This is a genomic window from Thermoactinomyces mirandus, assembly GCF_013868055.1.
Taxonomy (GTDB): Bacteria; Bacillota; Bacilli; order Thermoactinomycetales; family Thermoactinomycetaceae; genus Thermoactinomyces; species Thermoactinomyces mirandus.
In genome coordinates this window covers 1-13,508 of sequence record NZ_JACEOL010000006.1, presented here as the reverse complement: position 1 = coordinate 13,508, position 13,508 = coordinate 1, and the positions used below count along the sequence as shown (strand labels likewise).

Below are 13,508 nucleotides of genomic sequence, written 5' to 3'. Positions count from 1 at the left end.
AGAAACTTGCAGAATCCGGCACATCGTATCATTCTTGCCCTGGATGTTCCGGACGGAAAGCAGGCAGAGCGCTTGCTTTCTGTTTGGGATGATGGTTTTCGCCCGTTTATCAAGGTGGGTTACCAGCTGTTTTTCAGAGTGGGGCCCGAGTGGGTTGCAAGGAGAAAAGAAGAAGGATATCCGGTTTTTCTCGATTTGAAACTGCACGACATTCCCAATACCGTAGCCAGGGGAATCGAGTCGCTTTGCCGCCTGGGAGTGGATTTTGTTACGCTTCATGCCAGCGGCGGCAGAAGGATGATGGAGAAAGCGCGGGAAACGGTGGAAAAGGAAGCAACCGGTTCCCGCCGCATGAAACTGTTGGCTGTCACTCAACTGACAAGTACGGATCAGCAGATGTTGCACGAAGAACTCGGGATTGGCGAACCGTTGGGCCAGTCTGTGCAAAGATTGGCGGTATTGGCACATCGCTCCGGCATGGATGGTGTCATTTGTTCAGGACTGGAAGTGCAAACAGTGAAAAAAGCTACCTCTCCGGAATTTTTGGCGGTAACACCCGGTATTCGGCCCGCCGGTGCTTCCGCCCATGACCAGAAACGGGTGATCACCCCTGACGAGGCGCTAAAAAACGGAGCGGATTATCTGGTGATCGGGCGGCCAATCACACAAGTTCCTGATCCGAAAAAAGCTTTTCAGGAACTGATTGAAAGTATTCAATAAAAAGGAGTGATCATACCTTGGCATGGTCATTGGAAGAAGCGATCAGGCGGACGGGTGTATTGAAGGAAGGGCATTTCCTGTTATCCTCCGGCCGACACAGTGACCGGTACATGCAATGCGCCCAGCTTTTGATGCATCCGGAGGAAGCGGAAAAAACGGGACAGGCACTGGCGGAGTTGTTTGCAACAGAACCGGTTGATCTGGTGGTCGGACCGGCACTGGGCGGAGTGATTATTGCCCATGAAGTTGCCCGTTCTTTGGGTGTGCCCTGTATTTTTACCGAACGGAAAGAGGGCGAGATGCAACTTCGGCGCGGGTTTACGGTTTCTCCCGGACAACGGGTTCTGGTGATTGAGGATGTGGTTACGACCGGAGGATCTGTAAAGGAAGTCATCCGGCTGCTCGAGGAGCGGGAAGCCAACATTGTTGCGGTCGGTTCGATTGTGGACCGGAGTGGGGGGATCAATCCTTTTAGCTATCCTTACCGGGCACTGATGAAGATCGATATTCAGAGTTATGCACCAGCAGAATGCCCTTTGTGCAAACGGGGAATTCCGGCAGTGAAACCGGGTAGCCGTACGCAAAAGCAAATATGAAAATAAGCAAAAATCCCTCAGGTAAATAGCTCACCTGAGGGATTTTATTTGTAGAAAGGTTGCGATTTGGGGACTCGTTCTACGCTCCTGTGTTCACCTGCAGAAGGTCTGTAAAACTTGCTTTCGCTCAAACCGTTTCACCCGTTTTCCCTTTCAGCAAATGCCTATATAGCGGTTTAAAATCACTTCATTTCTGAGAATCGCTTTCTCAAACTTGGTCGACAAGCTGATATTCCCCGGACGTACCGGGGATTTTTATCATCCATCAAAATCAGGTTATGAAGACGGGTTTAACAAACGCATGATCACTTCTTCCCGGGGAGTCACATAAATGGTTTGCTGATGGTCATAGGTGACAAAACCGGGTCTGGCTCCTGACGGTTTTTTTACATGCCTGACCTGTGTGTAATCGACGGGGACCTGGGAAGACTTGCGTGCTTTGCTGAAATAGGCTGCCAGCATCGCCGCTTCCATCAGAGTTTGTTCGCTTACCGTTTGTGAACGGATGACGACATGGGAACCGGGAATTTCTTTGGTATGAAGCCATATGTTTGAAGCGGACGCCAGTTTGTGGGTCAAATAATCGTTTTGTTTGTTGTTTTTCCCGATCAGGATGGTTGTTCCGTCTGTCGCAGTTGCTTTATAAGGGACGGGCTCTTCTTTTTTGCGCGGTTTCCTTTTCCTGTCAGGGTTTTTAAGCCAGCCTTCTTCAATCAGTTCCTCGCGAATCTGTTCAATGTCCCCCAGGCTTGCGTTTTCCATCTGCACCATGACGGATTCAAGATACCGGTTTTCTTCGCGGGCTTTTTCGATCTGTTCCCGGTTCCACTTCCGGGAAGCTTTCAATTTGTTGTATTTCTTGAAGTATCGCTGGGCATTTTGAGCCGGGCTTAGGGCGGGGTCCAGTTCAATGGTTATGTGCGGGGCATCCGATTCATAAAAATTGACCAGTTCTGCCTTATGGTCCCCGCGCTTTATTCCATGAAGATTGGCTGTGATCAGTTCCCCGAAAATCCGGTATCTGTCAGCTTTTTCCGCCTGTTTCAATTCTTTCTCCAAAATCCGGATCTTCTTCTTGTTCTTCTCCATTTCATTTTTCAGTTTACGCATCAGATCATGTGTCTGCTGCTGGATACGGTTGCGTTCGGCCTTGCCGTAATAAAAATGCTCCAGACATTCACTGATTGAGGCAAAGAACGTAACTTTTCCTGAAACATGGGCAAGCGGCCAGACAGAAAACACCATTTTCCTGTCTGTTTGCATGATGGCGGGATGGTATTCGTGTTTTGTAGCTTTTTCCATCAATTGCCGGAAGGAATCCCATAATTGATTGCGATCACCCAGCCCTGCCTGGTGGACAATTTCTTTGGCCAAGAGGGGACTGATGCCGGTAAAGCGCTCCACAATCTGTTTGTCCAGCCGGCCGCGGTTGTAATCAAATCCGGCGATAAAACGCTCCTTGTCGGTTTTAAGAGGATTGGCCTTGTTTTGTGCCGGCGGTGAAATATACTGAACACCGGGATAAATCTGCCGGTACTGGCTCATCCCATGGCTGACGCGGCGGATTCCGTCATATACCGTGTTTGTTACGGGATCAATGAAGATAATATTGCTGTGCCTGCCCATAATTTCCACAATCAGCCGGCGTGGCACTTCGTCTCCCAAATCATTGCGGGTTCGGAATTTGATGTGAACAATGCGTTCCAGACCGACCTGTTCAATCGAATCGATGATTGCTCCATCCAGATGTTTCCGCAGTACGCGGCAAAACATGGGCGGTTCCTTGGGATTATCCGGAGAGGAGGTAGTCAGTTGCAAGCGTGGGTAAGCCGGGTGTGCGCAAAGCAGCAGTTTATGATTTTTTCCTTGGGACCGGATCTGCAGGAGCAATTCAAATTCCCCCGGCTGATAGATTCTGGTGACTCTGCCTCCAGGCAAAGTCCGGTTTAATTCCCTGCAGACGGCCCGAGTCACAATTCCATCAAATGACATACGATTCATCCTTTGCATCTCATCATCGTCATACTTTTTTATTTTACAATAATCGCCGAATAAAAGACCACGTTTCAATCGTGGACTCTTTTATCATTTTGTATTCTTCATCGCCACTGTCGCCCCGTCGAGGGAAACAATGGAAAATCCTGTTTAAAGGAGCGTTGTAGTTGAATCATCCTGTTTGCCCTGTTCAGGTAACGGGATATTTGCTAATCCATTCCCGTTGCAGCTCTGTATCCCCGCAATAAGCAGGCTTACCTGACACGCACTTGATGTTTCTTCAAGATAAAGGAAAACCCGGGATTTCTCTTCTCCTGGCATGTTTGCAAGCTTGTCTGAATACATTGAAAGTGACAGTTGAGACAAAGGAGGTAGGATTTTGACAGAGCAAGTACGTTGGGTTGACTGGGAGAAAGAAGAAGTAGCCGAATATTTCCAGGTAAATCCGTCTGTTGGCCTCAGCGAAAAAGAAGCAAAAAAACGGCTGGACCAGGTCGGGCCAAACCAGTTGTCGGAAGGGGGGGAAATTTCCCTTTTGGCCCTGTTTATCGACCAGTTCAAGGATTTTATGGTCCTTGTCCTGTTGGCGGCTACCCTGATTTCGGGATTGCTCGGAGAATATACGGATGCGATTGCCATCATTGCGATCGTTTTTTTAAATGCCGGTTTGGGTTTTTTCCAGGAAGTGCGGGCGGAAAAATCGCTTCAGGCCCTGAAGAAATTGTCGGCTCCAACAGCGAAGGTGAAACGGGATAGAAAGTGGATAAAAATTGAGGCGCAACAACTGGTTCCCGGAGATATCGTGGCTTTGGAAAGCGGTGATCGCATCCCGGCTGATGTCCGGCTGATTGACACAGAAAATTTGTATGTTGAGGAATCGGCGTTAACGGGAGAATCGGTTCCGGTATCCAAAAACAGTGCCGCATTGCCCCGCGCCGATGTTTCACTTGGGGACCGGAGAAATATGGGTTATATGGGAACGATGATTGTTCGGGGAAACGGAACCGGTATTGTGGTTCATACCGGGATGGGAACCGAAATGGGAAGAATTGCCCACCTGATCGAAAACACCGAAGCGATGGACACTCCCCTCAAACGCCGGCTGGAACAGCTGGGCAAGGTATTGATTGTTGTCGCTTTCTTTTTGACGGCTCTTGTGGTTGTCACAGGAATCTATCACGGTCATGATGCTTATAAAATGTTTTTGGCCGGGGTGTCTTTGGCAGTTGCCGCCATTCCTGAAGGACTGCCGGCGATTGTCACGATTGCCCTGGCTTTGGGAGTACAGCGGATGATCAAACGGCGCGCCATCGTCCGCAAGCTTCCTTCCGTCGAAACATTGGGCTGTGCCACTGTGATCTGTTCCGACAAGACCGGAACCCTGACCCAGAATAAAATGACGGTAACCCACATCTGGGCCGATCAGGCACTTTTTCAGGTGACAGGAGACGGCTATGATCCAAAAGGAGATATTCTTTTGGAGAGAAAGAAGGTGAACGTTCGAAAGTGGGCTTCCCTGGAGCGTCTGATGGAAATTGCGGCCCTGTGCAACAATGCCAGTTTCCTCCCGAAAGAGAAAAAAGGGATGTTCCACAAAAACGGCGGCTGGGAAATAGACGGTGACCCGACTGAAGGGGCTCTGATGGTAGTTGCACATAAAGCCGGTTTTGACCGCAGGCGCCTGGATGCAGAGTGGAAACGGCTGAAAGAGTATCCGTTTGATTCGGAAAGAAAAATGATGTCCGTGCTGGTTCAGCATTCATCGGGAAAACAGTTCCTTTATGCCAAGGGGGCGCCTGATGTCCTGTTAAATAAATGTACCCATCTGTTTGTCGACGGGAAACTGATGCCGCTTACGGAAGCAGGGCGCAAGAAAATCATGCAAACGAATGAACAGCTGGCCGCCAGGGCGCTGAGAAATCTGGCCTTTGCCTACCGGGACATCAAACCGTCGGCAAAAACAATGCAGGATTGGCAGGCTGAACAGCAGTTGGTCTTTGTCGGTTTGGCCGGCATGATCGACCCGCCCCGCCAGGAAGTAAAAAAAGCCATCAGGCAAAGCAAAAAAGCAGGCATCAAAACGGTTATGATTACCGGAGACCACCAGAATACGGCTGTTGCCATCGCGACCGAACTGGGGATCAAGCGGGCAAACGGTTTGACATTGACCGGACAGGATCTTTACAATATGAGAGATGAAGAATTTTTGAAAATCGTGAATGATGTGGATGTTTATGCCCGTGTGTCTCCCGAACACAAGCTGCGCATTGTCAAGGCATTGCAGAAAAAGGGGCATGTCGTGGCCATGACAGGAGACGGTGTCAATGACGCTCCGGCAATCAAGGCTGCTGATATCGGCATTGCCATGGGAATAGCCGGCACCGATGTTTCAAAGGAAGCCTCGTCACTCATATTGGCTGACGACAATTTTGCCACGATCGTGTCAGCGGTTGAAGAAGGTCGGAATATTTATGAAAATATCCGTAAATTTATCAGTTATTTGCTGGCAAGCAATGTAGGGGAAATCCTGATCATGTTTCTGGCCATGCTGGCCAGTTTGCCCCTGCCGCTTGTCCCGATTCAGATCCTGTGGGTCAATCTGGTGACTGATGGCTTGCCGGCGATGGCTTTGGGAGTAGATCCGGCTGAGGAAAACACCATGGCCCGCCCGCCGCGCAACAGCCGGGAAAGCATCTTTGTGCGGGGGGTTGGCTGGAAAATTGTAACGCGCGGCCTGTTGATCGGGCTTTGTTCTTTGGCCGCTTTTTGGATCGCCTACATGGAAACCCCGGAAAATCTGGTGCGTGCCCAGACGGTGGCTTTTGCCACACTGGTATTGTCACAATTGGTGTATGTGTATGACTGTCGCTCACAAGGGACTATTTTTCAGCGCACTCCCCTTGACAATCCGATGCTGGCGATGGCCGTGTTGTCTTCCGTTATTTTGCTGGCAGTTGTTATATACTATCCGCCACTTGGGCCTGTTTTCCATACCGTTTCGCTGGGATTCAGGGAATGGGTGTTGGTGATCGTCACCTCCACATTACCCGTGCTTGTTGCAGGCTTGATCGATCTCCTGCGTCCGTCCGCATTCCATAAAAAGCCGGCAAGGACCGCTGTTGAAGGATAATTGGAAGGAGATAAGGAAAACATCATGAACTTCACCAAAATGCACGGACTTGGAAATGATTTTGTTCTCGTCTGTCAGGTGCAGGCACCGTCACAAACGGAAATGTCAACATTGGCGCGAAAGATGTGTGATCGCCATCTGGGAGTGGGTGCTGATGGTCTGGTGGCCGTTTATCCATCCGCCAGCGCCGATGTGGCCATGCGAATTTTCAATAGTGACGGAACATTGGCAGAGCAATGCGGAAATGCCATGCGCTGTGTGGCCAGATACTACTATGAAAGAATTTCAAGTGAGAAAACAGAATTTGCGATCGAGACGAAAGTGGGGGTCCAGCCGGTTTGGATCATTGAGGAAAGAGGAAAGGTGAAGCAGGTTCGGGTGGATATGGGAAAACCTGTACTGGTGCCGAAGCAGATTCCTGTTTTGGCAGCCGGCGAATTAGCGGTTAACAAAGTGATCAGGGCAAATGACAAAACCTTCCGGTTTTCAGCGGTATCCATGGGAAACCCGCATGCCGTCATTGAGGTAAACGAGGCGGAGAAATTCCCGGTTGATGTGTGGGGGCCTCTGCTTGAAAGCCATGAAATATTTCCGCAGAAAGCCAACATTGAATTTGTTACGTATCACTCACCCCAGGAAGTAACCATGCGCGTATGGGAACGGGGGGTCGGCCAGACCATGGCGTGTGGCTCCGGAGCCTGTGCGACCGTGGTTGCAGGCTTCCTTTCCGGCCGGTGTGGGCGGAAAGTGCTGGTTCATCTGCCTGGCGGAGATTTGATGGTGGAATGGGATGAACAGGACCAGCATGTGTACATGACCGGCCCGGCCGAATTTGTTTTTGACGGGGCATGGCTGTCTTGAGGCCATGCCCGCAAATGGCTATTTTTCGTCATCCCGGCGAAACGGGACAGGAGGTTCACCCGGTGAATCTCCTGTCCTTTTTTTTCGTTTGTGCCGGTGAAACCGAAAAATGGCCATTATCAGACACCCTGCAGCAATCAGGAGAATGATGCTCCATGTAACCGGGTTGGGAACGTGATACATGACATAAATCGGATTAGGCTCTACCGGGTCAATCTTCCATGTCAAGGTTTTGCCATCATCCTGAACGGTCGTGGCATTATGTTCCCTGGCCCTGATCGGGGTCGTCAGATGAAATCGCAAGTCAACCTGTTTCAAAAGCCATTGCTCCACCCGCTGCCTGCTGAGCCGGTCTCCCAGATCAATCACATTTCGGTAAGCGATCGTTGTTGTAAAGAAATGGTTTCGAACCTCAAGCCCGTCTATAGCAGCTTTTTTCATTGCCGGTGAAAAAGCGGTTGTCTGATTGATCGTCGTGAGGGATGTTGCGGGAGGTTCATCCAAAATGCTGGGCACCCGTTTTGTGGCAATCCATCCTCGCTCATCTGGATTTTCAATTTCCCTGATTTGAAAACCTTGCTGCCGCAATTGGTCTTTTGTCCCGGTCAGCCGGGACAGCACCCATTCGTTGGACAATACTTTGATTTGATAAGTTCCGGAACCATCTTTCTGAATGCGGATATGCAAGTCGGCATTGACACAGCCGGTTAAAAGAAAGAAAAAAGCCAGGCAAAAAAACCGCATGAACCTTGATTTGCCAATTTTCATAACCTTCTCCTTATAGCTTGATTAAATTGGAAAGCATATGTTAGCAAAGGATTATACACCGAATCAGAAACCGGATCAATTTGTTTCCCTGAAGGCGATTGCAGAATAAATGTAATAGAAATACGACTATTTCATATTTATTGTTTTTTGAAATGTGTATTTGGGTACATTAGAATGAAAGAAAGCTTAAATGTAAGTATTTTACTATTCAAGGAATTAACGAGTGAGGGAAAACAGATGAAAAATACTATCTCTTTTGACTACACAAATGCGAATGCTTTTTTGAAAGAACATGAAGTAAGGCAAATGGCTCCGGCCATTCACATGGCCCACGATCTGTTGGTCAACCGGACAGGTGCCGGTTCCGATTTTCTCGGCTGGGTGGAGCTGCCGCAAAAATACGATCAGGAAGAATATAAACGGATCAAACAGGCAGCCCGGAAAATTGGGTCGGATTCTGACGCCCTGGTTGTAATCGGGATTGGGGGCTCTTATCTGGGAGCGCGTGCAGCGATTGAAATGCTGACTCATACCTTCTACAATCAATTGCCCAAATCATCCCGCAAAACACCGGAAATTTATTTTGTAGGGAATCATATTGCTTCTACATATGTGGTCGATCTGTTGGAACTGCTGGAAGGGAAAAAAATCAGCGTCAATGTGATTTCAAAATCGGGAACGACCACAGAACCGGCCATTGCATTCCGGATTTTCCGTGAATATATGGAAAAACGGTATGGAAAGGAAGAAGCCCGGAAAAGAATCTACGCCACGACAGACCGGGCAAAAGGTGCCTTGAAAAAGCTTGCTGATGAGGAAGGTTATGAAACCTTTGTCATTCCCGATGAGGTCGGCGGACGCTATTCGGTTCTGACTGCTGTCGGATTGCTTCCGATCGCCGCAGCGGGCATCGATATTGATGAAATGATGGCCGGGGCACAGGCAGGAATGGCCATGTACGGATTTTCCCGGCTGGAGGAAAACGAGAGTTACCAGTATGCGGCGGTTAGAAACGTCTTTTACCGCAAAGGAAAAACGACTGAGATTCTTGTCAACTATGATCCTTCCCTGCAATATTTCAGCGAGTGGTGGAAACAGCTGTACGGAGAAAGCGAAGGAAAGGACCAGAAAGGGATTTTTCCGGCATCTGTCAATTTTACAACCGACCTGCATTCGATGGGACAGTATATTCAGGAAGGATTGCGCAACATTTTTGAAACCGTGGTATTCATCGACAGGTCTCCCAAATCCATTAGCCTGCCCGGTGATGAAAACAATCTGGATGGTCTCAATTATCTGGCTGGCAAAGACCTTGACTTTGTCAACCGCAAAGCGTTTGAAGGAACGATGCTGGCCCATACGGATGGCGGCGTGCCCAATCTGGTCGTCAAGGTAAGTGAGAACAGCCCGTATGCGTTTGGCCAACTGGTTTACTTCTTTGAAAGAGCCTGCGGCATCAGCGGATATTTGCTGGGAGTCAATCCTTTTGACCAACCGGGCGTAGAAGCTTATAAAAAGAACATGTTTGCTTTGCTGGGAAAACCAGGTTTTGAAAAGAAAAGGGAACAATTGTTAAAGCGGCTGGAGTCATAAGTTGAGCCAGTTTCATGGCGGTGAATGAAAGATTTTCATTCACCGCTTTTCTCTATTTATCTGACTTGATTTACCTGTATTAAACGGATTTTGGAAAGACAGCCCGATGAGCCGCCAGTTGTTTTGCAAAGTTTTTCACATGCAAAGGACTCCGGCATGTTTATGGGTCCGACCGGCCATGAATTGTTTTGTATAAAGTTGTATCCCAGAGAATAAATATTGAATGTTGGATCTGTTTGAAATTTCATGTGATAATAAAAAGACAGGTTATTTCATGGCAATATATTTAAGGAGCAAGCAAGTATTCTTGGGGGAGTTTTGAGAAACAGGAGGATTAGCTATGGATTATTTGCAAAGTCTGATGGAAGAACTGGTAAATGCAAACGGCATACCTGGGTATGAGCTAGGAGTCAAACAAATTGTCAAAAAGCATTTGCACCATTTGTCCGAAGAAATCCTGGCCGATCGTCTGGGCGGGCTGGTTGGCAAAAAAACGGGTGACGCGAACGGTCCCAGGATTTTGCTGGCCGGACACCTGGATGAGATCGGATTTATGGTTACGCAGATTACCGACAGCGGCTTTTTGCGGTTTCAACCGCTGGGTGGCTGGTGGTCCCATAATATATTGGCACACCGCGTTGTGGTACAGTCCCGCAAGGGGGAATACCTTGGCATAATTGGTTCGAAACCGCCTCATGCACTGAAGCTGGAGGAACGAAGAAAAGTGATGGATTTCAAGGACATTTTTATTGATATCGGGGCAAAAAGCCGTTCCGAAGCGGAAGAGATGGGAATTCGCCCAGGGGATGGCATCGTGCCTGTGTCTGATTTCTTTACCATGCGCCATGGCGAGATCTGGGGTGGCAAAGCCCTGGACAACCGCGCCGGTTGCGCGCTGGCAGTGGAAGTGCTCCGGCAATTGCAGGATGGAAAACACCCCAATGTGGTATACGCTGGAGCGACTGTTCAGGAAGAGGTTGGCGTACGGGGAGCCGGCACGCTTTCCGAACTGGTACAGCCGGATGTGGCCTTTGCCTTGGATGTAGGTGTTTCCTATGATATTCCGGGGTTTGATGGTCAACAGGGGGAAGCCGCCATGGGTGAGGGGCCGCTGATGTTTATCCTGGATCATACGATGATTCCTCATACGGGATTGCGCAATCTGGTGATGGATACCGCTGAAGAGCTGGGTATCCCTTTGCAGTATGATTCCCTGATGGGCGGAGGCACAGACGGGGCAAAATTCCATTTGCACGGGATCGGATGTCCTACCGTCGTGATCGGGTTTCCGATCCGGTATGTGCACAGCCACAATTCACTGATGGCCAGAAGCGATTTTGAACAGGCGGCCCGATTGTTGGTGGCGGTAATCAGGAAAATCGACAATGCCACATTGGACCACTGGTTTAAGTAGGTTTCACGGCGAAACAGGACCTACTGTCCAGTGTGGTGATCTCATCCGGATGATGGCTTGTCTGCGGATCAAACCTGAGAGCGGTGAGGTTTAACAGATGGATACCGTTTGTACGGCAGGCAGCAGAGGCCATCAGGATCTTGCGGCAAAATCCGGGAACTTATCGAAGTCACAAAAAAGCGCTCCGCGTAAAAGCATGCGGAGCCAATTTATTTTCCCGTAGATTGCATCAGGACGAAAGTCTGGCCGTTAAGTGGAACAACTCCGCCTTTAGCCAGGTAATCACAACCGGCCTTTTTTCGCCAATTCCAAAAATTTTTGATCAGGATCATGTTCTTCCTTTTTGATCATGGACGAGACTTCCGGTACTGGTTGGTCAATGGATCGATCAACCCGGATATAAATCATTTCTGCATTTCTGGAGAAAGCTTTGAAGCTTCGGTTTGACTTCTAATCCCTGACGGAAACAACTTAAATGCATTCTTACTGATAAAACCGGTTTCCGGTGAAAATGATTTGCTCCGGTCTTTTTTAAAGAAGTTAGACGGTTACAGGTTGTTTTAACATAAAATATATTACTTCAGCGTGTTTTTAACCTGTTATCCTAAAAAAATTCCTGCCACAAAAGTCTGAAAACCGGGAATAACGTGAAATTATTGGACCGAAAATAAACTAATTATTATTTTTTTATACTAGTTGAAAAAAACATTTAAATTCATTAATATATATATAACTTATTTAAAGTGTATTATACTTTTTATGTATTTTATGAATTATTTTGAAAAGCAAAATCTATATTACAGTATGATTGGGGGATAGTTCTTGTAAACTGAACAAGCAAGAAAACTGAAGGTTTATTTTATTTTTGCAAATTGTCGGAATAGATAAACAATATTTATTTGCGTGATTTTCCCTTGTTTTAGAAAAATCTTGCTGCCGGTTTTATTGAAGCATTCACTACAGGAGGAGAGGTAAAAGTGAGTTTGTTTCGAAAAAAGGATTTGTCCGCTGCTGTGGCGGAGACGCGGGAAAAAGGGCAATTAAAAAGGGCTTTGGGTCCGTTTGATTTAACCATGTTGGGAATTGGCGCGGTCATTGGAACCGGAATTTTTGTGCTGACGGGAACGGGTGCACTCAAAGCCGGACCAGCGCTTTCTGTTTCGTTTGTCATCGCTGCCATTGCCTGTGCATTTTCGGCGCTGGCATATGCTGAATTCGCTTCGATGGCTCCGGTTTCCGGTTCAGCTTACACATACAGCTATGCCACTTTGGGAGAGCTGATTGCCTGGATTATCGGCTGGGATCTTGTTCTGGAATATCTGTTTGCGGTAAGCTCCGTTTCGGCAGGATGGTCGGGATATTTCCAATCGCTCCTGAGCGGATTTGGAATTGATTTGCCCTTGGCATTAACGGCGGCTCCCGGGGCGTTGGGTGAGAATGTAATCACCTATTTTAACCTGCCTGCGTTTGTCATTGTGATGCTTCTTACTTTTTTGCTTTCACGTGGAATTACGGAATCGAAAAAAGCAAACAACATCATGGTGATTATCAAATTAGTCGTTATTCTGCTCTTTATTTTCGTCGGTGTGAAGTATGTCAAACCGGAAAACTGGGTTCCGTTTACCCCGTTTGGCCTTGAAGGAGTCTTTTCCGCTGCGGCACTGGTCTTTTTCGCATTTGTCGGTTTTGATGCCGTCGCGGCTGCAGCTGAAGAAACACGCAATCCCAAACGCGATTTGCCGATTGGTTTGCTGGCGTCACTCGCAATTTGTGCCCTTCTCTACGTCATCGTTTCTCTGGTCATGACAGGAATTGTTCCCTATATGGATTTTGAAAACAATATTTCCCATCCGATTTCTCTGGCTTTGCAAGTGGCAGGGGCAAATTGGTTTGCCGGAGTCGTTGACCTGGGAGCGATCATGGGGATGACAACCGTCATGCTGGTCATGCTGTATGGACAAACCCGGATTTTCTTCTCCATGTCCCGTGACGGTTTGTTGCCCAAGGTATTTTCCAGAGTACACAGACAATACAGAACTCCTTATGGAAGTACGTGGATTCTCGGTACGATTGCCGCTTTTGCCGGAGGACTGATTCCTCTTGACCGGTTGGCGGAATTGGTAAACATCGGCACATTGTTTGCCTTTGCCATCGTGTCCGTTGGCGTCATCGTACTGCGCAAGACCCGGCCTGATCTGCCACGGGCATTTCGTTGCCCCGGGGTACCTGTCGTGCCTTTGATCGCTGTGGGTGCCTGCCTGTTCCTGATTTCCAAACTTGAGGTTATCACCTGGGCCGCATTTGGGATCTGGTTCTTGATCGGATTGGGAGTTTACTTCTCGTATTCCCAAAAGCATTCCATGCTGAATGAACTATCCCAATGAAAAAAGGCATCCTCCTTTTGGAGATGCCTGAGCTTGATGACAAACCC

10 protein-coding genes are annotated in these 13,508 nt (G+C 48.3%); 7 read left to right on the top strand and 3 right to left on the bottom strand.

All coding sequences use genetic code 11. The annotated features are described in order from the left end of the window. The first annotated feature begins 6 nt into the window (after positions 1 to 6). Both pyrF and pyrE read left to right on the top strand, forming a co-directional pair. Positions 7 to 720 carry an orotidine-5'-phosphate decarboxylase gene (gene pyrF / locus H2C83_RS02115; protein ID WP_246333688.1) on the top strand — a complete coding sequence of 238 codons (714 nt, stop codon included), beginning with the start codon at positions 7 to 9 and terminating at the stop codon, positions 718 to 720. 17 nt (positions 721 to 737) lie between these two features. Beyond that, entirely contained in the window at positions 738 to 1,316 is a 579-nt protein-coding gene (pyrE, locus tag H2C83_RS02110; RefSeq protein ID WP_220183959.1) for an orotate phosphoribosyltransferase, read from the top strand. A 276-nt stretch (positions 1,317 to 1,592) separates the two neighbouring features. On the opposite strand, the gene H2C83_RS02105 is transcribed toward pyrE, so the two are convergent. Beyond that, a complete protein-coding gene (locus tag H2C83_RS02105; protein ID WP_181737469.1) occupies positions 1,593 to 3,308 on the bottom strand; it encodes an Rqc2 family fibronectin-binding protein in 1,716 nt (571 codons plus the stop codon). A gap of 382 nt (positions 3,309 to 3,690) precedes the next feature. On the opposite strand from H2C83_RS02105, the gene H2C83_RS02100 reads away from it, so the two are divergent. Both H2C83_RS02100 and dapF read left to right on the top strand, forming a co-directional pair. Then, on the top strand, positions 3,691 to 6,441 hold the full coding sequence (locus tag H2C83_RS02100) for a calcium-translocating P-type ATPase, SERCA-type (RefSeq protein ID WP_181737293.1): 2,751 nt from the start codon (positions 3,691 to 3,693) through the stop codon (positions 6,439 to 6,441). A 24-nt stretch (positions 6,442 to 6,465) separates the two neighbouring features. Continuing rightward, positions 6,466 to 7,302 carry a diaminopimelate epimerase gene (dapF, locus tag H2C83_RS02095; protein WP_181737291.1) on the top strand — a complete coding sequence of 279 codons (837 nt, stop codon included), beginning with the start codon at positions 6,466 to 6,468 and terminating at the stop codon, positions 7,300 to 7,302. A gap of 18 nt (positions 7,303 to 7,320) precedes the next feature. Here the strand turns inward: dapF and H2C83_RS02090 are convergent, their stop codons facing one another. Further along, positions 7,321 to 8,070, bottom strand: a complete 750-nt coding sequence (locus H2C83_RS02090) for a DUF3153 domain-containing protein (RefSeq protein WP_181737289.1) — start codon at positions 8,068 to 8,070, stop codon at positions 7,321 to 7,323. 237 nt (positions 8,071 to 8,307) lie between these two features. Between H2C83_RS02090 and H2C83_RS02085 the strand changes: the two genes are divergently transcribed. Further along, the gene (locus H2C83_RS02085) at positions 8,308 to 9,663 is read left to right on the top strand and encodes a glucose-6-phosphate isomerase (protein WP_181737288.1); all 1,356 of its coding nucleotides are present in this window, start codon (positions 8,308 to 8,310) and stop codon (positions 9,661 to 9,663) included. A 340-nt stretch (positions 9,664 to 10,003) separates the two neighbouring features. Continuing rightward, a complete protein-coding gene (locus H2C83_RS02080; protein WP_181737286.1) occupies positions 10,004 to 11,077 on the top strand; it encodes a M42 family metallopeptidase in 1,074 nt (357 codons plus the stop codon). Between the two features lie 282 nt (positions 11,078 to 11,359). Here the strand turns inward: H2C83_RS02080 and H2C83_RS18025 are convergent, their stop codons facing one another. Continuing rightward, positions 11,360 to 11,485 (bottom strand): hypothetical protein, encoded by a 126-nt coding sequence (locus tag H2C83_RS18025; RefSeq protein ID WP_281364075.1) that lies wholly within the window; start codon positions 11,483 to 11,485, stop codon positions 11,360 to 11,362. A 569-nt stretch (positions 11,486 to 12,054) separates the two neighbouring features. Between H2C83_RS18025 and bcaP the strand changes: the two genes are divergently transcribed. Next, positions 12,055 to 13,461 (top strand): branched-chain amino acid transporter BcaP, encoded by a 1,407-nt coding sequence (gene bcaP, locus H2C83_RS02070; RefSeq protein ID WP_181737282.1) that lies wholly within the window; start codon positions 12,055 to 12,057, stop codon positions 13,459 to 13,461. Positions 13,462 to 13,508 lie beyond the last annotated feature (47 nt).

Bases quoted from the DNA above. Each gene is read 5' to 3' on its own strand.
- H2C83_RS18025 (WP_281364075.1), bottom strand. From the start codon at position 11,485: ATGATTTATATCCGGGTTGATCGATCCATTGACCAACCAGTACCGGAA.
- H2C83_RS02080 (WP_181737286.1), top strand. From the start codon at position 10,004: ATGGATTATTTGCAAAGTCTGATGGAAGAACTGGTAAATGCAAACGGC.
- dapF (WP_181737291.1), top strand. From the start codon at position 6,466: ATGAACTTCACCAAAATGCACGGACTTGGAAATGATTTTGTTCTCGTC.
- H2C83_RS02085 (WP_181737288.1), top strand. From the start codon at position 8,308: ATGAAAAATACTATCTCTTTTGACTACACAAATGCGAATGCTTTTTTG.
- H2C83_RS02105 (WP_181737469.1), bottom strand. From the start codon at position 3,308: ATGTCATTTGATGGAATTGTGACTCGGGCCGTCTGCAGGGAATTAAAC.
- H2C83_RS02090 (WP_181737289.1), bottom strand. From the start codon at position 8,070: ATGAAAATTGGCAAATCAAGGTTCATGCGGTTTTTTTGCCTGGCTTTT.